We start from the raw sequence: 23,651 nt of genomic DNA on the forward strand, positions 1-23,651 counted from the left end.
TCCATGTCCAACATTTCCCACTCTCCCGAGAGCGCCGGCGGTAACCTGACGGCGCGGGCTCTGCGCGAGGGCATTTTTGCCGGTATCGTGGCGCTTGGCCTGTTCGTGCTCTTCGTCGGTCTGGAGACCACGCAGAACATCCGCAACGAGCTGGTGCTGAACCAGCGCTGGGGCCTGCTTGCCATCTTCGTTGCCGTCGCCGCCGTCGGGCGCTTCCTCACGGTCGCCTATATCCGCCCTTGGATGGACGCCCGCAAGGCCGCCGCCAAGGCGCCGGTCGAGGCGGACGAAAGCTTCTTCAAGCGCAACTTCAGCAAGATCGCCATCGTCGCGCTCCTGATCTATCCACCGCTGATGGTCATGCTGTTCGGTGTGCAGGGCTCGCTGAAGTGGGTCGACAATTTCGGCATCCAGATCCTCATCTACGTGATGCTCGCCTGGGGCCTCAACATCGTGGTAGGCTTGGCCGGCCTGCTCGACCTCGGCTACGTCGCCTTCTATGCGGTGGGCGCCTATTCCTATGCACTGCTGTCGCAGTATTTCGGGCTGTCCTTCTGGATCCTGCTGCCGCTCGCCGGCATCCTGGCCGCCTTCTGGGGCATGATCCTCGGCTTTCCGGTGCTGCGCCTGAAGGGCGACTATCTCGCCATCGTCACGCTCGCCTTCGGTGAGATCATCCGCCTCGTGCTGATCAACTGGACGGAAGTGACGCGCGGCACGTTCGGCGTCTCGGGCATTCCCAAGGCCTCCGTCTTCGGCATCTGGTCGTTCGACGTCAGCGCGCCGAACAACTTCGCCAAGGCCTTTAGCCTGCCGATGTCGTCGGCCTACTACAAGATCTTCCTGTTCTATCTCATCCTGGCGCTGGCGCTGCTCACCGCCTATGTGACGATCCGCCTGCGCCGCATGCCGATCGGCCGCGCCTGGGAAGCCCTGCGTGAGGACGAGATCGCCTGCCGCTCGCTCGGCATCAACACGGTCACGACCAAGCTGACGGCGTTTTCCATCGGCGCGATGTTCGGCGGCTTCGCCGGCTCCTTCTTCGCCGTGCGCCAGGGCTTCGTGTCGCCGGAAAGCTTCGTCTTCCTGGAATCGGCGATCATCCTGGCCATCGTGGTCCTCGGTGGCATGGGCTCGCTCGTCGGCATCGCGGTTGCGGCCGTCGTGATGGTCGGCGGCACGGAACTGCTGCGCGAGATGACCTTCCTCAAGGCCATTTTCGGTCCCGACTTCACGCCGGAACTCTACCGCATGCTGATCTTCGGCCTCGCCATGGTCATCGTGATGGTCTGGAAACCGCGTGGCTTCGTCGGCAGCCGTGAACCGACCGCCTTCCTGAAGGAACGCAAGGCGGTCTCCGGCAGCTTCACCAAGGAAGGACACGGCTGATGGTGTCCGCAACCATGACAACGAACACGATGACGGCTGACCCCATTCTCAAGGTCGAGCATCTCTCGATGCGCTTCGGCGGCCTCATGGCCATCAACGACTTCTCCTTCGAGGCGCAGCGCGGCGAGATCACCGCGCTGATCGGCCCCAACGGCGCGGGCAAGACCACGGTCTTCAACTGCGTGACCGGCTTCTACAAGCCGACCATGGGCATGATCACCATGCGCCAGAAGGGCGGCCGGGAGTTCCTGCTGGAGCGCCTGAACGACTTCGAGATCACCCGCGATGCCAAGGTGGCGCGCACCTTCCAGAACATCCGGCTCTTCTCGGGCCTCACCGTTCTGGAGAACCTGCTGGTGGCCCAGCACAACACGCTGATGAAGGCGTCGGGCTATACCGTCCTCGGCCTTCTGGGCCTGCCCGGATACAAGAAGGCCGCGGCCGAATCCATCGAGGTCGCCCGGCACTGGCTGGAGAAGGCCGACCTCATCGCGCGTGCCGACGACCCGGCCGGCGATCTGCCCTACGGCGCCCAGCGGCGCCTGGAGATCGCCCGCGCCATGTGCACGGGACCCGAGGTCCTGTGCCTCGACGAGCCGGCGGCGGGCCTCAACCCGCGTGAATCGCTCGCGCTGAACGAACTCCTGCGCTCCATCCGCAAGGACAGCGGCACGTCGATCCTGCTCATCGAGCACGACATGTCCGTGGTCATGGAGATCTCCGACCATGTGGTCGTGCTCGAATACGGGCAGAAGATCTCCGATGGCACGCCGGACCATGTGAAGAACGATCCGAAGGTTATCGCGGCCTATCTCGGTGTGGAAGATGATGAGGTCGAAGAGGTGATCGAGGAAATCGAGGAGATCGAGGGCACGGCGGGAGGGTCGCACTGATGAGCGATACGCTTCTCAGCGTCCAGGGCGTTGAAACCTATTACGGCAACATCCGCGCCCTGGCCGGCGTCGATGTCACGGTGCAGAAGGGCGAGATCGTCAGCCTCATCGGCGCCAACGGTGCTGGCAAGTCGACCCTGATGATGACGATCTGCGGCAGCCCCCAGGCGCGCAACGGCACCATTACCTTCGACGGCGAGGACATCACCCGCCTGCCGACGCATCTCATCGCGCGCCGCCGCATCGCGCAGTCGCCGGAAGGACGTCGCATCTTCCCGCGCATGACCGTCTACGAAAACCTCCAGATGGGCGCGAGCCTCGACAACCTGAAGTATTTCGACGAGGACGTGGAGAAAATCTTTACGCTCTTCCCGCGCCTCAAGGAGCGCCAGTCGCAGCGCGGCGGCACGCTCTCGGGCGGCGAACAGCAGATGTTGTCCATCGGCCGCGCGCTGATGGCGCGTCCCAAGCTCCTGCTTCTCGACGAGCCGTCGCTGGGCCTGGCGCCGCTGATCGTCAAGGGCATCTTCGACGCCATCAAGGTGCTGAATAAGGAAGAGGGCCTGACCGTGTTCCTCGTGGAGCAGAACGCCTTTGCCGCGCTCAAGCTGTCGGACCGAGCCTATGTGATGGTCAACGGCAAGGTGACGATGAGCGGCTCGGGCAAGGAGCTTCTGGCCAATCCGGAAGTGCGCGCGGCCTATCTCGAAGGCGGCAGGCACTAGGACAAGGAGACGGACAATGCAGGGAATTCTCTACGAGGAGCCGTCTGTCTGGCAGTTCCTGTTCATCACCGTCATCATGGGCGGCTGGACCGCGTGGCGGACCGGAAAGAGCGTCGCAGAGGGCTGGCAACCCTACCGAACCCTCGTCATCTACATCCTGCTTCTGGGCGTCGCCATCCGGTTCATCCATCACGCCCTGTTCAACGGGACCATGCTCACGCCGCAGTACTATGTCGTGGACACCGCCGTGCTTTTGTTGTTTGCTACGCTCGGTTACCGCTACTACCGGACGCGGCAGATGACCAACAATTACTACTGGCTTTATGAGAAGGTCTCGCCCTTTTCCTGGAAGTCGAAATAATCAAGGGAACACCCGTCCGCCCGGACGGGGCAAACGATACCGGCGCAATGAATGCGGGTGTTGCGCCCGGTTGAAACCAGCCCGCTATAAATCTGGGAGTAACCAAATGAAGAAGTCTCTCATGTCGGCTGTTGCTTTGGCTGCAATGGTCGCTTTCAGCGGCAGCGCTTGGGCCGACATCCTGGTCGGCGTCGGCGGCCCGCTGACCGGTCCGAACGCCGCTTTCGGCGCGCAGATCCAGAAGGGCGTCGAGCAGGCTGCTGCCGACATCAATGCGGCCGGCGGCATCAACGGCGAGCAGATCAAGATCGTTCTGGGCGATGACGTTTCCGACCCGAAGCAGGGCGTTTCCGTCGCCAACAAGTTCGTTGCCGATGGCGTGAAGTTCGTTGTCGGTCACTTCAACTCGGGCGTTTCCATCCCGACGTCGGAAATCTACGCCGAAAACGGCATCCTGCAGGTTTCGCCGGCGTCCACGAACCCGACCTACACCGAGCGCGGCCTGTGGAACACGTTCCGTACCTGCGGCCGTGACGACCAGCAGGGCGCCGTAGCCGGCGCGTTCATCGCCGCCAACTTCAAGGATGCGAAGCTCGCCGTTCTCCACGACAAGACCCCGTATGGCCAGGGACTCGCTGACGAAACCAAGAAGTCGGCCAACGAAGCCGGCGTCAAGGAAGTCATCTACGAAGGCGTCAACATCGGCGACAAGGACTTCTCGGCCCTTATCGCGAAGATGAAGGAAGCCGGCGTCTCCGTCGTCTACTGGGGCGGCCTGCACACCGAGTTCGGCCTGATGGAACGCCAGGCTGCCGACCAGGGCCTGAAGGCAACCTTCATCTCGGGCGACGGTATCGTTTCGAACGAACTGGCTTCGATCGCCGGCGACGCCGTCGACGGCACGCTGATGACCTTCGCGCCCGATCCGCGCAAGAACCCCGCCGCCAAGGAGCTCGTCGAGAAGTTCCGCGCTGCCGGTTTCGAGCCGGAAGCCTACACGCTCTACTCCTACGCCGCTCTTCAGGTCATCGCCGAAGCCGCCAAGGCTGCCGGCGGCAACGACCCGCAGGCCGTTGCAGAAGCGATCAAGGCAAAGGGCCCGTTCAACACGGCCATCGGTGAGCTCTCCTTCGACGAGAAGGGCGACATCACCCGTCCGGACTACGTCATGTACACCTGGAAGAAGGGTGAAGACGGCAAGTACACCTACGTCGAAAACGAATAATCGTTTCATGGAACGGGCGGCGCACGCATGCCGCCCGGCCGTGTCGACTTCAAGCCCGGCCTTGCGCCGGGCTTTTTCGTGAAGGCTGGCGCAGGTGCCTGGGCCAGACGCATCGGCAGGGTGAAGACGAAAGGAATGGCAGCATGGATGCAGCGCTTGTCCGGGATGAGCCCATCGGCCGCCAGCAGCGGGCGCGCGGCGTCGGACGCCTGGTGGCGAAGCGGTCGGCGCAGAGCACGCGGCTCGACGTGCTCTATCAGGAAGGCTGCGCCAAGATCCGGCTACCCGCCACGTTCGATGGTGCGATGGAGGCCGTCCTTATCAACACGGCCGGTGGCCTGACGGGCGGCGATCATGTGGAATGGTCGCTTGCAGCCGGCGCCGAAACGCGCCTGACCGTGACCACGCAGGCCTGCGAGCGTGTGTACAAAGCGAGCGCCTCGACCGCACGGCTGGAAACACGCATCACCGTGGCCGACGGCGCGCGTGTCGATTGGCTGCCGCAGGAAACGATCCTGTTCGATCGGTCGTCGCTGAACCGCCGGCTGGAGGTGGACCTGGCTGCCGATGCCGTCTTCCTCGCCGTGGAGGCCGTGATCCTCGGCCGCAAGGCGATGGGCGAGACGGTGAAGACGGGGTTCTTCCACGACCGCTGGCGTGTTCGCCGCGCAGGCAAGCTGATCCATGCCGAGGAAACGCGGATCGAGGGCGATGTTGCCGCCCTTACGGGCGAGTTGGCGACGCTGCGCGGTGCACGCGCCTTCGCAACCGTGCTGTTATGCGGCCCCGACGCCGAAGGGCATGTCGAACCGTTGCGCCGGCTGATCGGCGCGGGCGCGGCGGCCGGCGTCAGCCACTGGCAGGACAAGCTCGTCGCGCGTGTCGTGGCGGATGACGGGTTCTCCCTGCGAAAAATGCTCATCCCGATCATTTCGCACTTGCGCAAGGGCGCGGGCGTGCCGAAACTCTGGTCACTCTGAAATCGGCTGGTCCGGTCCGATCCGTGGTCGCCGCCGGCTTCCTGTTTTGCGTATATCGCGCGCGCAAACAGCCGCCTATTCTCGCGCGACGGAACGAGCAACGGACCACACATGAACCTGACCCCCCGCGAAAAAGACAAACTGCTGATCGCCATGGCCGCGATCGTGGCGCGCAAGCGTCTGGAGCGCGGAGTGAAGCTCAATCATCCCGAGGCGATCGCGCTCATCACCGATTTCGTGGTGGAGGGTGCGCGCGACGGCCGGGCGGTTGCCGACCTGATGGAGGCGGGCGCACATGTGCTCACCCGGGACCAGGTGATGGATGGCATCCCCGAGATGATCCACGACATTCAGGTGGAGGCGACCTTCCCCGACGGTACCAAGCTCGTGACCGTGCACGAGCCGATCCGGTAGATCCATGCTGGCGCTCAGGCCCAATTGCGAATGCTGCGACCGCGACCTGCCGCCCGAAAGCGGCGAGGCGATGATCTGCACGTTCGAATGCACCTTCTGTGCGCAGTGCGTGAGCACGGTTCTGCACGGCGCGTGCCCGAACTGCGGCGGCGGGTTCATGCACCGTCCGGTGCGGCCGGCCGCGATGCTTGCAAAATATCCGGCATCGACAAAACGTATCCTGAAAGCCGAGGGCTGTGGCCCGGCGGAAGCTGCGAGAGGAAATCCATGATCCCGGGCGAAATCATCGCCGCCGACGGCGATATCGAACTCAATGTCGGACTGCCTGTCACCGTGCTGGACGTTTCCAACACGGGCGACCGCCCGATCCAGGTCGGCAGTCATTATCATTTCTACGAAACCAATCCCGGCCTGTCGTTCGAGCGTGAGCAGACGCGGGGGCTCAGGCTCGATATCCCCGCCGGAACCGCCGTGCGTTTCGAGCCGGGCCAGACGCGCAGCGTGAGGCTCGTGCCGTTTGCCGGCAAGCGGGAAATTTACGGCTTCCGGCAGGCCGTTATGGGAAAACTCTGACATGACTTTGCGACATTCACTTCTCCTCGCCGCCGCCTCGCTCATCGTTTCGGCCACGGTCACCATGGCGCAGGAGCCCGAAGTCGACTGCGACAACGCGGAGACGCAGATGGACATGAACATCTGCGCCGGACGCGACTACAAGGCGGCCGACGAAGAATTGAATGCCGTCTACAAGAAGGCCCTGGCGGCTGCCGTGGAGACCGATGAAGGCTTCAAGGATATGGGCGACCAGTATGTCGGTGCGGTCGACGCGCTGAAACGAGCCCAGCGCTCGTGGATCGGCTATCGCGACGGCCAGTGCGATCTTGCAGGCTTCGAGGCACGCGGCGGCTCCCTGGAGCCTTTGCTGGTTTCCAGCTGCCTTGCGGATCTCACACGCAAGCGGACGGCGGAGCTCAAGACGTTCTACGAGCAGGAAAACTGAGGAGCGGCGGTGTCACGCAGGATCGTCATTGTCGGCAATGGCGCCATCCCGCAGGGGCTGGCTGCGACGATCGACGCGGCTGACATCGTGATCCGTTTCAATGGCTGCCGGTCGGCAGGTGCGGGCGGCGTGAAGACAGATATCATCGCCGTGTGCAACACCGGCCGCCCGGCGCTCGACATGCTGGGTGGCGGCCGCTGGAAGGACAGCGAGACCGTGCGGCAGGCCGGCGAGATCTGGTGCGTGCGCTCTTCCGATGTGTTTGCGGCCATGCGCGCGCCGCTGGCCGTCAGCCACCCCGATCTCGACGACTTCTGCGACGATTACACTGATGGCTTCGAGGCCTTCGCGGCGGCGACCGGCCGTCGGTTGCGTGTCATCCCCGCCGCCCTCCATCGTGCCGTCGACGCCGGACTGGCCGCCTTCGATCCCGCGCCCTACGTCGTACCGAGCTCGGGCCTCGTCACCATCGCGCATGCCCTTGAAAACCTTGCCGAAGAAGGCGACCGCGTTTCCATTGCCGGCTTCAGCCACGAAGGCTGGGAATGGCATCCTTTCGCCGCCGAGCGGCGCTGGGTCGATGCGCTCGTCACCGCCGGCCGCCTCGACCGTCTCGATCATCCTCCCGCCTCCCGGAGAAGCTGACCCATGTCCTACACCATGTCCCGCGCCGCCTATGCCCGCATGTTCGGTCCCACCACCGGCGACAAGGTGCGCCTTGCCGATACGGAACTCTTCGCCGAGGTGGAGAGGGACTTCACCAGCTACGGCGACGAGGTGAAGTTCGGCGGCGGCAAGGTCATTCGCGACGGCATGGGACAGAGCCAGGCGACGCGCGGCGAGGGCGCGGTCGATACCGTCATCACCAACGCGCTCGTCATCGATCACAGCGGCATCTTCAAGGCGGATATCGGCCTCAGCAACGGCCGCATCGCCGGCATCGGCAAGGCGGGCAACCCCGATACGCAGCCGGGCGTGACCATCATCGTCGGTCCCTCGACGGAGGTGATCGCCGGGGAGGGCAAGATCCTCACCGCCGGGACGATGGATGCGCATATCCACTATATCTGCCCGCAGCAGATCGAGCATGCGCTGGCGAGCGGCGTCACGACGATGCTGGGCGGCGGCACGGGGCCTGCCCACGGCACGCTCGCCACCACCTGCACGGGCGCCTGGCACATCGAGCGCATGATCGAGAGCTTCGATGCCTTTCCGATGAACCTGGCGCTGGCAGGCAAGGGCAACGCGTCGGTGGCCGCGCCCATCGAGGAGATGATCCGCGCCGGCGCCTCATCGCTCAAGCTGCACGAGGACTGGGGAACGACGCCCGCGGCCATCGACTGCTGCCTTTCCGTCGCCGACGCGTATGACGTTCAGGTGATGATCCACACCGACACGCTCAACGAAAGCGGCTTCGTCGAGGACACGGTTGCGGCGATCGGCGGGCGAACCATTCACGCCTTCCACACGGAAGGGGCCGGCGGCGGCCATGCGCCCGATATCATCAAGGTCTGCGGCCACGCCAACGTCATCCCGTCTTCGACCAATCCGACACGGCCCTATACGGTCAACACCATTTCCGAGCATCTCGACATGCTGATGGTCTGCCACCACCTGTCGCCGTCCATCCCGGAGGACATCGCGTTCGCCGAAAGCCGCATCCGCAAGGAAACCATCGCGGCGGAGGACATCCTGCACGATATCGGCGCGTTCTCCGTCATCTCCTCCGACAGCCAGGCCATGGGCCGTGTCGGCGAGGTCGCGATCCGCACCTGGCAGACCGCGGACAAGATGAAGCGCCAGCGCGGCCGCCTTGCCGGCGAGACCGGTGACAACGACAACCTGCGCATCCGCCGCTACATCGCCAAATATACGATCAACCCGGCCATCGCGCAGGGCTTGAGCCACGAGATCGGCTCGGTCGAAGTGGGCAAGCGCGCCGACCTCGTGCTGTGGAACCCGGCCTTCTTCGGTGTGAAGCCCGACATGGTCCTGCTCGGCGGCGTCATCGCCATGGCGCCGATGGGCGATCCGAACGCATCGATCCCGACGCCGCAGCCGGTCCATTATCGCCCGATGTTCGGCGCCTACGGCAAGATGCGCACCAACTCGTCCGTCACTTTCGTTTCTCAGGCGGCCATCGATCTCGGGCTTCGCGAGCGTCTCGGCGTCGCCAAGCAGCTTCTGCCGGTCCGCAACACGCGCAACATCTCCAAGGCGTCGATGATCCTCAACGATCTCACGCCGCATATCGAGGTCGATCCGGAAACCTATGAGGTGCGTGCGGACGGCGAGTTGCTGACCTGCGAACCCGCAACCGTGCTGCCGATGGCGCAGCGCTATTTCCTCTTCTGATACTCTTCTGCCCCGAAAGTCCCTTATGCCCTATCGCTCCACCCAGATCCTGCCGCAGGGAACCGCCATCGACCAGACGCCCATCGATGTCGTCATTCTCCCGCACGACCAGCGCCATATTCGTCGCAAGCTCCTGCACATGCAGCACGACGACGTCGTGATGGTCGACCTGCGCGAGCCGGTCCAGCTTTCGCATGGCGATCTGCTGTGGACGGAAAGCGGTGAGACGATCGAGGTCGTGGCGGCGGAAGAACTTCTCTACGAGGTCACCCCGAAGGGTTCGCTTCATCTCGTCGAACTCGCCTGGCATCTCGGCAATCGCCACTTGCCGGCGCAGATCGAGGAGACGCGCATTCTCATCCTGCGCGATCACGTGATCCGCGACATGCTGAACGGGCTCGGCGCGACGGTGCGGGAGGTCTCGGAGCCGTTCCATCCGGTGCGTGGCGCCTATCACGGTTCCGGCCACGGGCATCATCATCACGGCCATGACTGAGCCGGCAGCCCTCGTGCGGCTGATGACCTGGTTGTCGCCCGCCTTTCCCGTCGGCGCCTTCTCCTATTCGGGCGGTCTCGAGCAGGTGGTGAGCGACGGTGACGTGCGCGACGCCGCCACGCTTCGCGACTGGCTCTCGAGCCTGCTTTCGCACGGCAATCTCTGGAACGACGCCGTGCTGTTTGCCGAAGCGCATCGCAACGTCGATGCGGAGGAGCAGCTGAAGGCGGTCGCCGACCTTGCAGAGGCGCTTGCGGGCTCAGCCGAGCGGCACAGGGAAACCATGCTTCAGGGCGGCGCATTCCTGGCTGCGGCCTCGGGCTGGCCGCATCCGGTTCTGGGCGTATTGGGTGAGGCGGCGGCCTATCCGGTCGCCGTGGGGGCGGTTGCAGGCGGGCACGGCATTTCGGCAGAGGCGGCGCTGGCCGCCTTTCTCCACGCGGTCGCCTCCAACCTCGTGTCGGTGGCGATCCGTTGCGGTGTCATCGGCCAGCGCGATGGCGTGGCCGTTCTTGCCGGGCTGGAGCCGGAGGTGATCGCGATGGCCGAGCGGGCCGCGGGCTCGACGCTCGACGATCTCGGTTCCGCCACCATCCGCGCGGAGATTGCCAGCCTGCGGCATGAAACACTGACGACGCGGCTGTTCCGCTCATGAACAGGTTTGCTGCCAAACCCTGCTGGGCACAGATAGACAGAGGTGGACCTATGGCGTTGCCGTCCGTCCGCCGCAAAACTTTCGGAGAGTGACGATGACATCGAAAAACGGTCCCCTGCGTGTCGGCATCGGCGGCCCCGTCGGTTCGGGCAAGACGGCGCTGACGGAGAAGCTCTGCAAGGCCATGGCCGCGCACTATTCCGTGGCCGTTGTGACCAACGACATCTACACCAAGGAGGATGCGGAAGCGCTGGTGCGCATGCAGGCGCTGCCGTCCGACCGCATCGTCGGCGTGGAGACGGGCGGCTGCCCGCATACAGCCATCCGCGAGGATGCCTCGATCAACCTCCAGGCCATCGCCGATCTCAACCGGCGTTTTCCCGATCTGGATGTTGTCTTCATCGAATCCGGCGGGGACAATCTCGCGGCAACCTTCTCGCCCGACCTTGCGGACCTGACGATCTATGTCATCTCGGTCTGCCAGGGCGAGGAAATCCCGCGCAAGGGCGGGCCCGGCATTACGCGCTCTGACCTTCTCGTCATCAACAAGAAGGACCTCGCGCCTTATGTCGGGGCGGATCTCGACGTGATGGAGGCGGATGCCGGGCGCATGCGCGCGGCGCGGCCCTTCGTTTTCTCCGACATGAAACGCGGCGAGGGGGTCGACACCATCGTCGATTTCCTGCGCGTGCAGGGCGGGCTCTAGCTCAGACCCTCTTGAGCGCCTCGGGATCGCCGATATGGACGAGCCGGCCGCGGACATGGACGCCGTGGTTGCGCAGGAGCGAGAAGGCGCGCGACAGGGCCTCGGGGGCGAGGCCGAGCTTCCCTGCGAGCAGGCTCTTCTGGTAGGGCAGGCGGAAACTCGTCGCCTTGCCGTCCGCCGGGCAATGATCGAGCAGATAGCGCGACACGCGCTGGGGTGCGGTGTGCAGCCGGTCATCGGCAAGACTGGTGAAGCTAGCGGCAAGCTGCGTGGACACGATGTTGACGAGCGCGAGCGCCAGGTCCGCTCGGCGGCTTGCGATATCGCGCACGCGCCTGAGATCGAAGCGGGCAAGCAGCGCCGGTTCGGCAGCCTGTGCCGTCGCGGCATAACGGCCGCCGTCGAGAACCACGCTCGCGCCGATCAGGTCGCCGGGGCCATAGAGGCTCACGTCGGCCTCGCGGCCGTCAGGGTCGAGCTTGTAGAGGCGGATATAGCCGGACAGAACGCAATGCAGCATGTCGGCGGGCTCGCCTTCCCGGAACAGCATCTGGCGGGCCGGCAGGTTGCCGATAACGGCGATTTCCATCAGCGCCGCGACACTCTCCACGCCGAGTGAAGCCAGAAAACCTGAATTCAGAAGCGTTTCCCGTTCCCGTGCGCCGGGTTTCATCAGCCTGTTCATCGATCTCACTCCAAGCTCCCGCAGGCTTTGTTCGTTCTTCCAGCTGAAACGATAGTCCAGGGCGGGAATACGCGTCTTGATTTCGATCAAACAACGCAAAACGGCCGGCGGGGCAGAAGCCGCGCCGGCCGTTCATCCGTGAACGCAGCGGTTTATTCTGCCGCGAGCGTGGAGTGATGCACCACGGTGAAGGGCTTTCGCTCGCCATTCTTCTTTTCGAGCGTCTCGATGCGCTTTTCCAGTTCCGTGACGGTGCGTGCCGTCTGGTCGGCGAGCTGTGTCAGCGCCTGCGGTTCCATGGCCAGCAACTCGTCGTCCTTCTTGCCGACGAAACGGCCGAAGGCCCAGCCGAGGAAGCGCGAGAGGTCGTCCATGATCAGGAAGAAGGACGGCACGACGACCAGCGACAGAACGGTCGAGACGATGATGCCACCGATCACCGCGATCGCCATGGGCGAGCGGAAGGCGCCGCCTTCGCCGACGCCGAGCGCAGACGGCAGCATGCCCGCGGACATGGCGATGGAGGTCATGACGATCGGCCGCGCGCGCTTGCGGCCCGCCTCGATCATGGCTTCCACGCGCTCCATGCCGGCATGGCGCATCTCGATGGCGAAATCGACGAGCAGGATGGCGTTCTTGGTCACGATGCCCATCAGCATGAGAATGCCGATGAGAACGGGCATGGAGAGCGCGTTCTGCGTGAGGATGAGGCCGGCCGCCACGCCGCCGATGGCAAGCGGCAGCGACAGAAGGATGGTGAAGGGCTGGATCACATCCTTGAACAGCAGGATCAGCACCATCAGCACGAGCAGCAGGCCGAGCAGCATGGCGTTGCCGAAGGATTGCTGCATCTCGGCCTGGATTTCCGCGTCACCGCTTTCGGCGAACTGGACCGTCGACGGCATGTCGATGCCCGAGGCGATCTCCTTGAAGCGCGCGGTGGCGGTGTCGAGCGCCACGCCCTGCTGGAGATCGGAGCCGATCGAGACGACGCGGTTGCGGTTGTGCCGCTTCACGGCGCTCGGGCCTTCCGAATAGTCGATGTCCGCGACGCTGGAGAGCGGCACGAACTGGCCGCCCGCGGTCTGGATCTTCAGGTTGCGGATGGCGGCGAGATCGGCGCGGAACGCGCGGTCCACCTGCACGCGGATGGGGATGAGCCGGTTGTCGAGCGAGACCTTGCTGAGCTGCGAGTCGATATCGCCGATGGTCGCGACGCGCACGACCTCCGATATCTGCGCGGTGGTGATGCCGAAGCGGGCCATCTGGTCGTCGCGCGGGCGGATCTGCAGTTCCGGCCGCGGCAGCGAGCCTTCCGAGCTCACATTGGCGAGCAGCGGGTCGGCGCGAAGCTTGGCTTCCAGCACCGCGACCGTGTCGTTCAGGTCCGCCTCGTTGTTGGAAAGCAGGTTGAAGGCGAGGTCGCGCTCGCCGCGATCGTTGAGCTTGATGATGCGCACGTCGGGGATATCGCGAAGCTTGGCGAAGATCTCCTTCTCGATATCCCATTGCGGTCGCAGGCGGCCATGCGCTTCCATCTTCGGCAGGTAGGGGCCGATCACGGGAATGCCGCCGAGAACGTCGTTCACCAGGCGGTAGGCGAGGGAATGCTCCAGCCTGTCGAGGATGACGGTAACGGAGGCGCGACGCAGTTCCAGATCGCCCTTCGGCGAGGAACCGCCGAGCACGAAGACGCTTTTCACGCCGTCGATATCCTTCACCTCGTCATAGACCTGCGTGGTCGTGCGGTCGGTATCGTCGAGCATCGCATCCGGCGGCAGTTCGACGGACAGCACGACGCGGGACGCGTCTTCCGGCGGCATGAAGCTGCCGGGCACCGTGAAGAGCAGCATGACGGAGGCGATCAGGAAGGCGAAGGCGCCGAGCAGGGTGGCGTAGCGGGCATACCATGTGCCGGTCGTCTTGCTGACGAGCCAGGTGTAGCCGCGCATGAAGCGGCCTTCCTTCTCTTCGCCATGGCCGTCGGCATCGCTGGAGCGCATCAGATAGGCTGCCATGACCGGCGTGATCAGGCGCGCCACCGCAAGCGAGAAGAACACGGCAACGGCGACGGTCAGGCCGAACTGGATGAAGTACTGGCCCGGGATGCCCGGCATGAACGACACCGGCACGAAGACCGCGATGATGGTAAAGGTGGTCGCGATCACCGCAAGGCCGATCTCGTCGGCCGCCTCGATCGCGGCGCGATAGGGCGATTTTCCCATGCGGATGTGGCGCGCGATGTTCTCGACCTCCACGATGGCATCGTCCACCAGGATCCCCGTCGCAAGCGTCAGCGCCAGGAACGACACGAGGTTCAGCGAGAAGCCCAGCATGTCCATGACGAAGAATGTCGGGATTGCCGAGAGCGGCAGCGCGACCGCGGAAATCAGCGTCGCGCGCCAGTTGCGCAGGAAGAGCAGCACGACGGCGACCGCCAGCAATGCGCCTTCGATCAGCGTGTGAAGTGCTGCTTCATAGTTGCCGTAGGTGAAGTAGACGGCGTCGTCGACCATCTCGATCGACACATCGGGATTTTGCGCGCGCACGCTGCCCAGCGCCTTCTCGACGGAGCCGGCGACGGTCACCTCGCTTGCGCCCTTCGAGCGGAAGACCGCGAAGGTCACGACCGGATTGCCGTTGAAGCGCGAGAAGGAGCGCGGCTCCTCGTAGGTATCGGAAATCTTGCCGAGTTCGGAGAGCCGCACGAAGCGGCCGTTCGGCAGCGCGATCATCGTGTTCGTCAGCTTCTCGACCGAGCGGGCGTCGCCGAGCGTGCGGATGGCCTGTTCGGCGCCGGCGATCTGGCCCCGGCCGGAGCCGGCATCGGCGTTCATGCTGCGGATCTGGCGGTTCACGTCGGCGGCGGAAATGCCGTAGGAATCGAGCTTGTCCTGGTTGAGGTCGACGCGCACCTCGCGGTCGGCGCCGCCGAAGCGGTCGATCTTGCCGATGCCCGGCTGGCCCTGAAGCGCGCGCTTGACCTTGTCGTCGACGAACCACGACAGTTCTTCCAGCGTCATGTTCGGCGAGGAGACGGCGAAGGTCTGGATCGCCTGGCCTTCCACGTCGATCTTGCTGACGACCGGCTCCTCGATGGAGGCCGGCAGGTCGCTGCGGATGCGGTCGATCGCGTCCTTGACGTCCTGCAGCGCTTGGTTCGTCGGCTTTTCGATCTTGAAGAGGACGGATGTGACGGAACTGCCGTCCGTGACGGTCGACACGATGTCGTCCACGCCTTCGATGCCGGCGACGGCGTCTTCGATTTCCTTGGTGACCTGGACCTCAAGCTCGGCCGGAGCGGCACCGCTCTGTGTCACCGAAATGGCGATGACGGGAACGTCGATATTGGGGAAGCGCGTGATCGGCAGCGAATAGAAGGACTGGATGCCGACATAGAGCAGCAGCGCGAAAGCGAGCAGCGGCGCAATCGGGTTGCGGATGGACCAAGCTGAAAAGTTCATGTCCCCAAAGTCCTCGATAAGAGACCAGACGCTTCCGGGGAGGGGCTCCGACCCTGTTGCCCGGCTGCCAGCTCCGCTTGCGGCGGAACCTCTCCGTCATTTCGTGGCCGAAGCCTGCTCGCCCTTGACCGGATTGATCCGGTCGCCATCGCGAACATAGGCGCCGGCCTTGGCGACGACCTCGTCGCCGGCTGCAAGCCCGCGGACGATCTCGATCCCCTGGCCGTCCTGAATGCCGGTCTCGACCGGCACCAGCCTGACGACGCCGTTCTCGACCTTTCGGGCCACCGTCTTGCCGTCCGCCGTCGTGATGGCGGAGAGGGGAAGGACAATACCCTGCTTTTCCTCGACGACAATGTCGGCGCTCGCAAACATGCCGGCGCGGGCCCGCTCCGGCTCGTCGAAGCCGATATAGACGCGGCCGAGGCGGCTTTGCGGATCGAGCGTCGGTTCGACGAGGCGGATGGTGCCGGTCAGCGTCGCCGCTCCGCCCGCAAGCGAGACCTTGGCCTTGAGGCCGGGCTTGAGCTTGAGGATCGTGTCTTCCGATACGTCGGCCTTGAGTTCGATGGCGCCGTCGCGGATGACGGTGAAGAGCGGCGAGGCCGACCCGCTGGCGATGGCGCCGATCTTGGCGGTGCGCGCGGACACGACGCCGGCGACCGGCGACTTGACGGCGGTGCGGGCAAGCCTCAGGTCGATATCGTCGATCTGTGACTGCGCGACATTGATGTCGGCCTCGGCGACGGCGACGGCCTGCTCGGCGGAATTGACGCGGGCGAGTGCGGCGTCAGCCGCGGCGATCGCCTGGTCGGCACCGGCCTGCGACTGCGAGCCGGACTTCACGAGCCGCTGCGCGCGGTCGCGGGCCCGGACGGCCTCGTCCGCATTGGCCTTCGCTTCGACCAGTTGTGCCTTGATCTGTTCGAGGCCGGCGCGTGCCTTGGCAAGTGAAGCCTCGGTCTGGCTTTTCTGGAGAAGGAGCGCATCGTCGTTCAGCGTGGCGAGCGTGCCGTCCGCCGCGACGCGATCGCCGACATCGGCTTCAAGCGTGCGGATCGAAAGGCCTTCGACGAGCGGCGTCACATAGACTTCCTCGACAGCCTGGATCGTGCCGGTGGCGATCACGCGGTCGACGAGGCTGTGCTGTTCGGCAGCGGTGACGACAATGGCGGGCAGGTTCTGGACCTGCTGGGCGCCATCGGCACTGCCGGTCGCCGCATCGGCAGCAAAAGCGGATGTCTGCGCGACAGCCATCACGACCGCGGCAGAAAAGAAGCGCATTGTCCCGTGTCCAAAAGCCATAGGCAGAGCTATCCCAAAAGCGTGACTGCGTGTTTCGTGTCCGGGCGCTTTTCTGGTTTCCGCCGAACCTGTTCCTGCCAGTGTGGAGGGTACAGACGGCGCAGCGGCCTCCCGTTCCGACTGTGCGGTCTTTGTAATCGGGGCCGGCCAACCATACAAGAGGCAACGGAATGGTGCCTCATTATTCCAGATGTTTGGCCTTTCCAAGGCAATGGGGCGTGTGGCCGCCTCCTGCCGTCTGCTCAAAGATGTGCGGGGCCCTGGGGGGCCCCGCACGATGTCGTCAAGCGGCGCGATTATTTCAGCGCTTCGTCCGTCACGGCATGGGTCCAGGCGCCTTCCGGCTCCTTGGAGATGACCGGATCGGAACCGCCGCCGAGCAGAGTTGCGACGGTGCGCTTGTAGTCGGCTTCGTCGAGCGCGCCGTTGGAGCCGGCGGTCAGCTTGGCGACTTCGCTCATCATGCGCTTCTGATGCGCTTCGGTCTGGGCACCGGTCGAGTCGTTTTCCAGCACGATATCGGCGGCTTCGTCCGGATGCTCCTCGGCATATTTCCAGCCCTTCATGGAGGCGCGCACGAACTTGACCATCTTCTCCTTGAAGGCGGGGTCGGCGAGCTTGTCTTCCAGCACGTAAAGACCGTCTTCCAGCGTGGCGACGCCCTGGTCCTCGTACTTGAAGGTCACGAGGTCCTCGGCCTTGATGCCGGCATCCAGCACCTGGCCGTATTCGTTGTAGGTCATGGTCGAGATGCAGGCGGCCTGCTTCTGGATCAGCGGATCGACGTTGAAGCCCTGCTTGAGCACGGTCACGCCATCCGGTCCGCCCTCGGTCGGGATCTTCAGATGCGCCATCCAGGAGAGGAACGGATATTCGTTGCCGAAGAACCACACGCCGAGCGTCTTGCCCTTGAAGTCCTCAGGCGTCTTCACGCCGGATTCCTTCAGACAGGTGAGCATCATGCCCGAGGATTTGAACGGTTGGGCGATGTTGACGAGCGCGACGCCCTTTTCACGGGTGGCGAGGGCAGACGGCATCCAGTCCACGATGACGTCGGCGCCGCCGCCGGCGATGACCTGTGCCGGGGCGATATCCGGGCCACCCGGCTTGATGTCGACGTCGAGGCCTTCCTCTTCGTAGAAGCCCTTGTCCTTGGCGACGTAGTAGCCGGCGAACTGGGCCTGGGTGACCCATTTCAGCTGGAGCGTCACCTTGTCGGCGGCCTCCGCCTGGAACGCGGCAAGCGAGAACGCGCTTGCCAGAAGCATCGATGCAATCGTCTTTTTCATGTCAGTTCCCTCTTTCTTCTTTGTTTTACGCCTGCCCACCACGGACAGACGGATGCCAGAACGTGACGATCCGCTCGACGAGCGCGACCGCCCCGTAGAATAGGGAGCCAGCCACCGCGGCAACCGCGATTTCGGCCCAGACCATGTCGACATTCATGCGGCCCACTTCCGTGGAGATGCGGAAACCCATGCCGACGATAGGCGTCCCGAAGAACTCTGCGACGATGGCGCCGATCAGCGCCAGCGTGGAGTTGATCTTCAGCGCATTGAAGATGAAGGGCCATGCCGCGGGCAGGCGCAGCTTGACGAGCGTCTGGAACCAGTCGGCGGCGTAGGTCCGCATCAGGTCGCGTTCCATGTGGCTGGTCGCGGCAAGGCCCGAGACCGTGTTCACCAGCATGGGGAAGAACGTCATGATGACCACGACCGCGACCTTCGACTGCCAGTCGAAGCCGAACCACATGACCATGATGGGCGCCACCCCGATGACCGGCAGGGCGGACACGAAGTTGCCGAGCGGCAAGAGCCCCTTTTGCAGGAACGGCGAGCGGTCGATAAGGATGGCGACGAGGAAGCCGAGGCCGCAGCCCAGCGCATAGCCGACCAGCACGGATTTGAGGAAGGTCTGGCGGAAATCCGCCCACAGGGTCGGCACGGAACCGATCAGCCGCGCCCAGATCATGCTCGGCGGCGGCAACAGCACGGAGGGCACGTTGAAGCCCCTGACGATGCCTTCCCACAGCACGAGAATGGTGATGCCGAAGATCAGCGGCACGGCGAGGCGGGCCGCCCTGTCGGCCGCGCCGGTGAGTTTGCGCCGCACCAGCCACTCGTTGAACGCCCATGCGGCGAGCCAGAAGACGATGGCGGCGATCAGGATGGAAAGGTTCATGCCCGTGCCCCCATGCGCTTGAGGACAAGGCTGTGCGCAAAGCCGACGATGATGACCAGCAGCGCCGCAACGGCCGCCGCCATGAACAGCGCCGCCCAGATCTGCACCGTCTGGCCGTAGTACGAGCCGGCGAGCAGGCGGGCGCCGAGGCCCGCGACGGCGCCGGTCGGCAATTCGCCCACGATGGCGCCGACCAGCGAGATCGCGATCGCGACCTTCAGCGAGGTGAAGAGATAGGGCATCGAGCAGGGCCAGCGCAGCTTCCAGAAAGTCTGGGACGCCGAGGCATTGTAGGTGTGCATCAGGTCGAGCTGGATCTGTTCGGCGCTACGCAGGCCCTTCACCATGCCGACGACGACGGGGAAGAAGGACAGGTAGGTCGAGATCAGCGCCTTCGGCATCAGCCCGGAAATGCCCACCGCGTTCAGCACGACGATGATCATCGGTGCGATGGCGAGGATGGGGATCGTCTGGCTGGCGATGACCCAGGGCATCAGCGAGCGGTCCATCGCCCGGTTGTGCACGATGGCGATGGCAAGCAGGATGCCGAGAACGGCGCCCATGCCGAAGCCCATCAGCGTGGCGGAAAGCGTGACCCAGGCGTGGTAGACGAGGCTGCGCTTGGAGGTGATCGCCTTGTTGACGGTCGTGTCCCACAATTCGGCAAGGACCTGGTGCGGCGCCGGCAGCACGGGCCGCTCCTGCGCCATCGTTCTCGGCAGGAGCTCCGAGAAGCTTATGGTCGTTCCGGCGCGCGCGGCCGTGTCACGCTCGAAGGGCGCATTCAGCACCACCACGAAGACATACCAGAGCACGATGAGGAGGAGCACGACGGTGCCGATGGGAAGCAGGCGGTCCTTGAAGAAGCTGGCCCGTTCCATCGTCAGCTCCGTGCCGGGGAGGGCAGGAGCATCAGCCCCATGGCGACGATGCCGAGGCCGACGCCTGCCATCTGGGTGGTGCTCAGCCGTTCGCCGAAGAACAGGAAGGCGATGACGTTGACGAGCAGCAGCTGGGTGATGGCGGAGAGCGAGATGGCAAGACCCAGCCCGCCTTCGCGCATGAGCTTCAGCATCATCAGGTTGCCGACGATATAGAGGGCGAGCGACAGCAGGAGATAGAGGATGTTCGTCGTGCCGATATAGGCGCGCGATGCGGTCGCCGCGCCGATGAAGACGGTGGTGGCGCCAAACAGCCAGAGCACGAAGGGCAGCTTCATCAGGCATGCTCCTCGTAGCTGTGGCCGGCGCGCAGGCCCTCCCGCACGCGGTGCGCGACCGCGAGGAATTCGGGCGTCTCGCGAATGTCGAGCGGGCGTTCCTTCGGCAGCGGCGACTCGATGATATCGGTGACGCGGCCGGGCCGCGGGCTCATGACGACGATCTTCGTCGAGAGATAGACGGCTTCCGGGATCGAATGCGTGACGAAGCAGATGGTCTTCTGGGTTGCGGCCCAGAGTTTCAGGAGCTGTTCGTTGAGGTGGTCGCGGACGATCTCGTCCAGCGCGCCGAAGGGCTCGTCCATCAGCAGCAGGTCGGCGTCGAAGGCGAGCGCACGGGCGATGGACGCGCGCTGCTGCATGCCGCCCGAAAGCTGCCAGGGATATTTCTTGCCGAAGCCCGCGAGGTTGACGAGGTCGAGCGTGCGGTCGATGCGGGCCTTCTGGTCCTGCCTGGAATAGCCCATGATCTCGAGCGGCAGCGCAATATTCTTCTCTATGGTGCGCCAGGGATAGAGCGCGGCCGCCTGGAAGACATAGCCGTAGGCGCGTTGCCGGCGGGCTTCCTCGGGCGTCATGCCATTGACGGTGATCGTGCCGGAGGTCGGCTTTTCGAGATCGGCGATGACGCGCAGGAACGTGGTCTTGCCGCAGCCGGAGGGGCCGATGAAGGAAACGAAATCGCCCTTCTCGACATTGAGATTGACCCCCGTCAGCGCCGTTACGGGGCCGTCGGCCGTCTGGAAGGTGAGGCCGAGATCGTTTGCGGAGACGACGGTATTCGCTGGGGCCATGCTCAACATCTTTCGGCGCCTCGCAGGGCGCGGTTTCCGGCAGACTGCATGTCCCTTTCCGGCATTGCAATCGGCATTGTCTGCGGTATCAATCTGCGCACGGAATTCTTTCTTGGGAGAGAGACATGACGCTTGAAGGAAAGGCCACGTGCCACGTCGTGCGCCCGGGCAGCACCTATGATGGAAAGCAGGGGTTCAGCTATTTCGAGGGCATCGCCCGCGAGAGCGTCGGCGCCACCGGCATCTGCATGCATCTTCTGACGATCCCGCCGGGCGGGCGGGCGAAGGCGCATATGCACGAGAGCCACGAGACGGCGATCTACATGCTCTCCGGCGAGGCGCATACCTGGTACGGCGAGCGGCTGGAGAACCATGTCGTCGTCAGGGCGGGTGAGATGTTCTATATTCCCGCCGGCGTGCCGCATCTGCCCGCCAATCTCTCCGATCAACCGGCCTCGGCCGTCATTGCGCGGACAGATCCCCACGAGCAGGAGAGCGTGGTGCTTCTGCCGCATCTCGAAGCGCTCGTTCCGGCGTAACAGCCTGTATGCGGGGTGCCTGACCGTCATTTCTTGCATCGCGCCAGCGGCCCCCAGCGCGTGCCGTCGGGAAAGCTCACCGTGTAGCCGCCGTCATCCGGCGTCAGCGTCAGCTCGAAGGATGCCGGTTCCTCCGCGCCTTCATCGTTGCATTCGGCCGTGACGACGGTGGCGCCGCCGACCTTCCTGGCCTCGCCCTTGAACTCGCAATAGGAGGCTGCGGTCGTCACACCCTCCTTGTTGAGCAGGAAGAAGACGTCGGCACCGGAGGACTCTCCGGTTTCGGAATACAGGCAGCCTTCCTTGTTGCCGTAGCTGCCGTCGACGATGTCGGCCGCCGCCGATGCCTGGCCGCATAAGGCCTGGCCCACGGCGACGGATAAGAGGAAGCGGCGCCCGCGCATCACACGCCGCTCGCCGGAATGCCGCTGCGCTCCACCTTGCGCGGCGCGGTGATTTCCTTCCAGGTCGACAGCGCCTTGTTGACGGCGGCGAAGGGTTCGCGCTTCACGAACTGGCCGTGGCCCTCGCGGGTCTTGACGGTCGATTCCTCGATGGCCACGACACCGCGCGTGAGCGTGTAGCGCGGCAGGCCGACGATCTCCTTGCCCTCGAAGACGTTGTAATCGATGGAGGATTGCTGGCTCTTTGCCGAAATCGTCTTCGAACGCTTGGGATCCCACACCACGATATCGGCATCCGCGCCCACAAGGATCGCGCCCTTTCGCGGATAGACGTTGAGGATCTTGGCGATGTTGGTGGAGGTGACGGCGACGAATTCATTCATCGTCAGGCGGCCGGTGTTGACGCCATAGGTCCAGAGCATCGGCATGCGGTCCTCAAGACCACCGGTGCCGTTCGGGATCTTGCGGAAATCGCCCACCCCGGTGCGCTTCTGGTCGGTGGTAAAGGCGCAATGATCGGTCGCCACCACCTGCAGCGAGCCCGCCGCAAGGCCGGCCCACAGCGAATCCTGGTGCTGCTTGTTGCGGAAGGGCGGGCTCATGACGCGGCGCGCCGAGTGGTCCCAGTCCTTGTTGAAATATTCGCTCTCGTCGAGCGTCAGGTGCTGGATCAGCGGCTCGCCATAGACGCGCATGCCGTTCTGCCGGGCACGGCGGATGGCCTCGTGCGCCTGTTCGCAGGAGGTGTGCACGACATAGAGGGGCGCGCCCGCCATATCGGCGATGATGATGGCGCGGTTCGTCGCCTCGCCTTCGACGGACGGCGGGCGCGAATAGGCATGGCCTTCCGGCCCGTTGTTGCCCTCGTCCATCAGCTTGGCCTGCATGGCGGCGACCACGTCGCCGTTTTCCGCATGCACGAGCGGCAACGCGCCGAGCGCCGCACAGCGCTGGAACGACGCGAACATCTCGTCGTCGTTCACCATCAGCGCGCCCTTGTAGGCCATGAAATGCTTGAAGGTGTTGATGCCCTTGTCCTCGACGATCGTCTTCATCTCGTCGAAGACCTGCTCGCCCCACCAGGTCACGGACATGTGGAAGGAATAGTCGCAATTGGCGCGGGTCGACTTGTTGTCCCAGCGCTTCAGCGCATCGAGCAGCGACTGGCCCGGGTCGGGCAGGCAGAAATCCACCACCATGGTCGTGCCGCCGGCAAGGCCCGCGCGCGTTCCGCTTTCGAAATCGTCGGCCGAGTAGGTGCCCATGAAAGGCATTTCGAGATGCACATGCGGATCGATACCACCCGGCATGACATAACAGCCCGCCGCATCCAGCACCTCGTCGCCGGAGAGGTTCGGCCCGATCTCGACGATCTTCCCGCCCTCGATCCTGACATCCGCCTTGTAGGTCAGGTCCGCGGTGACAACGGTTCCGCCCTTGATGACTGTGCTCATTCTTCCGTCCCTTCGTCGTCTTCAAAGCTGCTCGGAAACACGCAGATTTCGAGAGAGAAATCCAGGTCCGCCAGACGGCGGATCACGGCTGTGTCGAAAACCGGCGCGATCGCGGCTATCCGGTCTGCGTCGAAGTAGATCGCGAGGCTGATCCTGCGGGATGTGCCGATCCGGCTGGCCGCCGCGAAGGTCTTCTCGTGCCGCGAGAACGTGTCTTGGAGGTAATCGCCAGCGCTGCCGTCGAATACAAGCTCGTTCTGCGGGTAGAGGTGGACGTCATCGGTGCCGGGCCTGATCCTCCAGCCTTCGATCCCCGAAGCGAATTGATCGATCTCCGCTTGCGAAAGCCCCTTCACATTCATGGTGAAGGAATATTCGATCGTTCTCCTTTCGCCGTCCCCCGTGTC

27 protein-coding genes are annotated in these 23,651 nt (G+C 64.4%); 16 read left to right on the forward strand and 11 right to left on the reverse strand.

Annotated elements, in window-relative coordinates:
- Nucleotides 1–3 precede the first annotated feature (3 nt).
- From livM to ureG, 15 genes are all read left to right on the forward strand, one after another.
- Nucleotides 4–1,389, forward strand: a complete 1,386-nt coding sequence (gene livM / locus GR158_RS15095; protein ID WP_160871629.1) for a high-affinity branched-chain amino acid ABC transporter permease LivM — start codon at nt 4–6, stop codon at nt 1,387–1,389.
- Nucleotides 1,389–2,282, forward strand: a complete 894-nt coding sequence (locus GR158_RS15100) for an ABC transporter ATP-binding protein (protein ID WP_246665662.1) — start codon at nt 1,389–1,391, stop codon at nt 2,280–2,282. The genes livM and GR158_RS15100 overlap by 1 nt, the downstream gene beginning before the upstream one ends.
- Nucleotides 2,282–3,007 (forward strand): ABC transporter ATP-binding protein, encoded by a 726-nt coding sequence (locus tag GR158_RS15105; RefSeq protein ID WP_370340505.1) that lies wholly within the window; start codon nt 2,282–2,284, stop codon nt 3,005–3,007. The genes GR158_RS15100 and GR158_RS15105 overlap by 1 nt, the downstream gene beginning before the upstream one ends.
- Nucleotides 3,008–3,023: 16 nt before the next feature.
- Entirely contained in the window at nt 3,024–3,368 is a 345-nt protein-coding gene (locus GR158_RS15110; protein ID WP_160871630.1) for a DUF6867 family protein, read from the forward strand.
- A gap of 106 nt (nt 3,369–3,474) precedes the next feature.
- A complete protein-coding gene (locus GR158_RS15115; RefSeq protein WP_134650631.1) occupies nt 3,475–4,593 on the forward strand; it encodes a branched-chain amino acid ABC transporter substrate-binding protein in 1,119 nt (372 codons plus the stop codon).
- Nucleotides 4,594–4,736: 143 nt separating this feature from the next.
- Entirely contained in the window at nt 4,737–5,573 is an 837-nt protein-coding gene (locus tag GR158_RS15120; RefSeq protein ID WP_160871631.1) for an urease accessory protein UreD, read from the forward strand.
- 111 nt (nt 5,574–5,684) lie between these two features.
- Nucleotides 5,685–5,987, forward strand: a complete 303-nt coding sequence (locus GR158_RS15125) for an urease subunit gamma (RefSeq protein WP_134650633.1) — start codon at nt 5,685–5,687, stop codon at nt 5,985–5,987.
- Between the two features lie 4 nt (nt 5,988–5,991).
- Nucleotides 5,992–6,258: a DUF1272 domain-containing protein gene (locus tag GR158_RS15130; RefSeq protein WP_134650634.1), complete on the forward strand. Its 267-nt coding sequence runs from the start codon at nt 5,992–5,994 to the stop codon at nt 6,256–6,258.
- Nucleotides 6,255–6,560 (forward strand): urease subunit beta, encoded by a 306-nt coding sequence (locus tag GR158_RS15135; RefSeq protein WP_134650635.1) that lies wholly within the window; start codon nt 6,255–6,257, stop codon nt 6,558–6,560. Before GR158_RS15130 ends, GR158_RS15135 begins: the two co-directional genes overlap by 4 nt.
- 1 nt (nt 6,561) lies before the next feature.
- Nucleotides 6,562–6,987 (forward strand): lysozyme inhibitor LprI family protein, encoded by a 426-nt coding sequence (locus tag GR158_RS15140; RefSeq protein WP_160871632.1) that lies wholly within the window; start codon nt 6,562–6,564, stop codon nt 6,985–6,987.
- 9 nt (nt 6,988–6,996) lie between these two features.
- Nucleotides 6,997–7,632 carry a glycosyltransferase family 29 protein gene (locus GR158_RS15145; protein ID WP_160871633.1) on the forward strand — a complete coding sequence of 212 codons (636 nt, stop codon included), beginning with the start codon at nt 6,997–6,999 and terminating at the stop codon, nt 7,630–7,632.
- A 3-nt stretch (nt 7,633–7,635) separates the two neighbouring features.
- Nucleotides 7,636–9,342: an urease subunit alpha gene (ureC, locus tag GR158_RS15150; RefSeq protein WP_134650638.1), complete on the forward strand. Its 1,707-nt coding sequence runs from the start codon at nt 7,636–7,638 to the stop codon at nt 9,340–9,342.
- A gap of 25 nt (nt 9,343–9,367) precedes the next feature.
- On the forward strand, nt 9,368–9,838 hold the full coding sequence (ureE, locus tag GR158_RS15155) for an urease accessory protein UreE (protein WP_160871634.1): 471 nt from the start codon (nt 9,368–9,370) through the stop codon (nt 9,836–9,838).
- Nucleotides 9,822–10,493 carry an urease accessory protein UreF gene (locus GR158_RS15160; protein ID WP_371731657.1) on the forward strand — a complete coding sequence of 224 codons (672 nt, stop codon included), beginning with the start codon at nt 9,822–9,824 and terminating at the stop codon, nt 10,491–10,493. The genes ureE and GR158_RS15160 overlap by 17 nt, the downstream gene beginning before the upstream one ends.
- A 94-nt stretch (nt 10,494–10,587) precedes the next feature.
- Nucleotides 10,588–11,199: an urease accessory protein UreG gene (ureG, locus tag GR158_RS15165; protein ID WP_134650641.1), complete on the forward strand. Its 612-nt coding sequence runs from the start codon at nt 10,588–10,590 to the stop codon at nt 11,197–11,199.
- Between the two features lies 1 nt (nt 11,200).
- Here ureG and GR158_RS15170 read toward each other — a convergent pair whose 3' ends face one another.
- The 8 genes from GR158_RS15170 to GR158_RS15205 all read right to left on the reverse strand — a co-directional run bounded on the left by GR158_RS15170 (nt 11,201) and on the right by GR158_RS15205 (nt 20,856).
- Nucleotides 11,201–11,884: a Crp/Fnr family transcriptional regulator gene (locus tag GR158_RS15170; protein ID WP_160871636.1), complete on the reverse strand. Its 684-nt coding sequence runs from the start codon at nt 11,882–11,884 to the stop codon at nt 11,201–11,203.
- A gap of 152 nt (nt 11,885–12,036) precedes the next feature.
- On the reverse strand, nt 12,037–15,348 hold the full coding sequence (locus GR158_RS15175) for an efflux RND transporter permease subunit (protein WP_160871637.1): 3,312 nt from the start codon (nt 15,346–15,348) through the stop codon (nt 12,037–12,039).
- Nucleotides 15,349–15,444: 96 nt separating this feature from the next.
- Complete coding sequence (locus GR158_RS15180; protein WP_160871638.1) at nt 15,445–16,632, reverse strand: efflux RND transporter periplasmic adaptor subunit; 1,188 nt, start codon at nt 16,630–16,632, stop codon at nt 15,445–15,447.
- Between the two features lie 317 nt (nt 16,633–16,949).
- Entirely contained in the window at nt 16,950–17,942 is a 993-nt protein-coding gene (locus GR158_RS15185; RefSeq protein ID WP_134650645.1) for an ABC transporter substrate-binding protein, read from the reverse strand.
- A 25-nt stretch (nt 17,943–17,967) separates the two neighbouring features.
- Nucleotides 17,968–18,834 carry an ABC transporter permease gene (locus tag GR158_RS15190; RefSeq protein WP_160871639.1) on the reverse strand — a complete coding sequence of 289 codons (867 nt, stop codon included), beginning with the start codon at nt 18,832–18,834 and terminating at the stop codon, nt 17,968–17,970.
- Nucleotides 18,831–19,715, reverse strand: coding sequence for an ABC transporter permease (locus GR158_RS15195; protein ID WP_160871640.1), 885 nt, complete (start codon nt 19,713–19,715; stop codon nt 18,831–18,833). Before GR158_RS15195 ends, GR158_RS15190 begins: the two co-directional genes overlap by 4 nt.
- 2 nt (nt 19,716–19,717) lie before the next feature.
- Nucleotides 19,718–20,053 carry a hypothetical protein gene (locus GR158_RS15200; protein ID WP_134650648.1) on the reverse strand — a complete coding sequence of 112 codons (336 nt, stop codon included), beginning with the start codon at nt 20,051–20,053 and terminating at the stop codon, nt 19,718–19,720.
- A complete protein-coding gene (locus tag GR158_RS15205) occupies nt 20,053–20,856 on the reverse strand; it encodes an ABC transporter ATP-binding protein (protein ID WP_202402288.1) in 804 nt (267 codons plus the stop codon). The genes GR158_RS15200 and GR158_RS15205 overlap by 1 nt, the downstream gene beginning before the upstream one ends.
- Nucleotides 20,857–20,972: 116 nt before the next feature.
- Between GR158_RS15205 and GR158_RS15210 the strand changes: the two genes are divergently transcribed.
- On the forward strand, nt 20,973–21,386 hold the full coding sequence (locus GR158_RS15210) for a cupin domain-containing protein (RefSeq protein WP_160871641.1): 414 nt from the start codon (nt 20,973–20,975) through the stop codon (nt 21,384–21,386).
- A 26-nt stretch (nt 21,387–21,412) separates the two neighbouring features.
- On the opposite strand, the gene GR158_RS15215 is transcribed toward GR158_RS15210, so the two are convergent.
- From GR158_RS15215 to GR158_RS15225, 3 genes are read right to left on the reverse strand one after another with little or no spacing between them, the layout of a single operon-like run.
- Nucleotides 21,413–21,790, reverse strand: coding sequence for a hypothetical protein (locus GR158_RS15215; RefSeq protein WP_160871642.1), 378 nt, complete (start codon nt 21,788–21,790; stop codon nt 21,413–21,415).
- Nucleotides 21,790–23,244, reverse strand: a complete 1,455-nt coding sequence (gene hydA / locus GR158_RS15220) for a dihydropyrimidinase (RefSeq protein ID WP_160871643.1) — start codon at nt 23,242–23,244, stop codon at nt 21,790–21,792. The genes GR158_RS15215 and hydA overlap by 1 nt, the downstream gene beginning before the upstream one ends.
- Nucleotides 23,241–23,606 carry a hypothetical protein gene (locus GR158_RS15225; protein WP_160871644.1) on the reverse strand — a complete coding sequence of 122 codons (366 nt, stop codon included), beginning with the start codon at nt 23,604–23,606 and terminating at the stop codon, nt 23,241–23,243. Before GR158_RS15225 ends, hydA begins: the two co-directional genes overlap by 4 nt.
- Between the last annotated feature and the right edge of the window lie 45 nt (nt 23,607–23,651).

The organism is Shinella sp. AETb1-6, from assembly GCF_009826875.1.
Taxonomy (GTDB): domain Bacteria; phylum Pseudomonadota; class Alphaproteobacteria; order Rhizobiales; family Rhizobiaceae; genus Shinella; species Shinella sumterensis.

Excerpts from the sequence above, each read along its gene's own strand:
- livM (WP_160871629.1), top strand. The coding sequence starts at position 4 with ATGTCCAACATTTCCCACTCTCCCGAGAGCGCCGGCGGTAACCTGACG.
- GR158_RS15100 (WP_246665662.1), top strand. The coding sequence starts at position 1,389 with ATGGTGTCCGCAACCATGACAACGAACACGATGACGGCTGACCCCATT.
- GR158_RS15105 (WP_370340505.1), top strand. The coding sequence starts at position 2,282 with ATGAGCGATACGCTTCTCAGCGTCCAGGGCGTTGAAACCTATTACGGC.
- GR158_RS15110 (WP_160871630.1), top strand. The coding sequence starts at position 3,024 with ATGCAGGGAATTCTCTACGAGGAGCCGTCTGTCTGGCAGTTCCTGTTC.
- GR158_RS15115 (WP_134650631.1), top strand. The coding sequence starts at position 3,475 with ATGAAGAAGTCTCTCATGTCGGCTGTTGCTTTGGCTGCAATGGTCGCT.
- GR158_RS15120 (WP_160871631.1), top strand. The coding sequence starts at position 4,737 with ATGGATGCAGCGCTTGTCCGGGATGAGCCCATCGGCCGCCAGCAGCGG.
- GR158_RS15125 (WP_134650633.1), top strand. The coding sequence starts at position 5,685 with ATGAACCTGACCCCCCGCGAAAAAGACAAACTGCTGATCGCCATGGCC.
- GR158_RS15130 (WP_134650634.1), top strand. The coding sequence starts at position 5,992 with ATGCTGGCGCTCAGGCCCAATTGCGAATGCTGCGACCGCGACCTGCCG.
- GR158_RS15135 (WP_134650635.1), top strand. The coding sequence starts at position 6,255 with ATGATCCCGGGCGAAATCATCGCCGCCGACGGCGATATCGAACTCAAT.
- GR158_RS15140 (WP_160871632.1), top strand. The coding sequence starts at position 6,562 with ATGACTTTGCGACATTCACTTCTCCTCGCCGCCGCCTCGCTCATCGTT.
- ureC (WP_134650638.1), top strand. The coding sequence starts at position 7,636 with ATGTCCTACACCATGTCCCGCGCCGCCTATGCCCGCATGTTCGGTCCC.
- ureE (WP_160871634.1), top strand. The coding sequence starts at position 9,368 with ATGCCCTATCGCTCCACCCAGATCCTGCCGCAGGGAACCGCCATCGAC.
- ureG (WP_134650641.1), top strand. The coding sequence starts at position 10,588 with ATGACATCGAAAAACGGTCCCCTGCGTGTCGGCATCGGCGGCCCCGTC.
- GR158_RS15170 (WP_160871636.1), bottom strand. The coding sequence starts at position 11,884 with ATGAACAGGCTGATGAAACCCGGCGCACGGGAACGGGAAACGCTTCTG.
- GR158_RS15175 (WP_160871637.1), bottom strand. The coding sequence starts at position 15,348 with ATGAACTTTTCAGCTTGGTCCATCCGCAACCCGATTGCGCCGCTGCTC.
- GR158_RS15180 (WP_160871638.1), bottom strand. The coding sequence starts at position 16,632 with ATGCGCTTCTTTTCTGCCGCGGTCGTGATGGCTGTCGCGCAGACATCC.
- GR158_RS15185 (WP_134650645.1), bottom strand. The coding sequence starts at position 17,942 with ATGAAAAAGACGATTGCATCGATGCTTCTGGCAAGCGCGTTCTCGCTT.
- GR158_RS15190 (WP_160871639.1), bottom strand. The coding sequence starts at position 18,834 with ATGAACCTTTCCATCCTGATCGCCGCCATCGTCTTCTGGCTCGCCGCA.
- GR158_RS15195 (WP_160871640.1), bottom strand. The coding sequence starts at position 19,715 with ATGGAACGGGCCAGCTTCTTCAAGGACCGCCTGCTTCCCATCGGCACC.
- GR158_RS15200 (WP_134650648.1), bottom strand. The coding sequence starts at position 20,053 with ATGAAGCTGCCCTTCGTGCTCTGGCTGTTTGGCGCCACCACCGTCTTC.
- GR158_RS15205 (WP_202402288.1), bottom strand. The coding sequence starts at position 20,856 with ATGTTGAGCATGGCCCCAGCGAATACCGTCGTCTCCGCAAACGATCTC.
- GR158_RS15210 (WP_160871641.1), top strand. The coding sequence starts at position 20,973 with ATGACGCTTGAAGGAAAGGCCACGTGCCACGTCGTGCGCCCGGGCAGC.
- GR158_RS15215 (WP_160871642.1), bottom strand. The coding sequence starts at position 21,790 with ATGCGCGGGCGCCGCTTCCTCTTATCCGTCGCCGTGGGCCAGGCCTTA.
- hydA (WP_160871643.1), bottom strand. The coding sequence starts at position 23,244 with ATGAGCACAGTCATCAAGGGCGGAACCGTTGTCACCGCGGACCTGACC.
- GR158_RS15225 (WP_160871644.1), bottom strand. The coding sequence starts at position 23,606 with ATGAATGTGAAGGGGCTTTCGCAAGCGGAGATCGATCAATTCGCTTCG.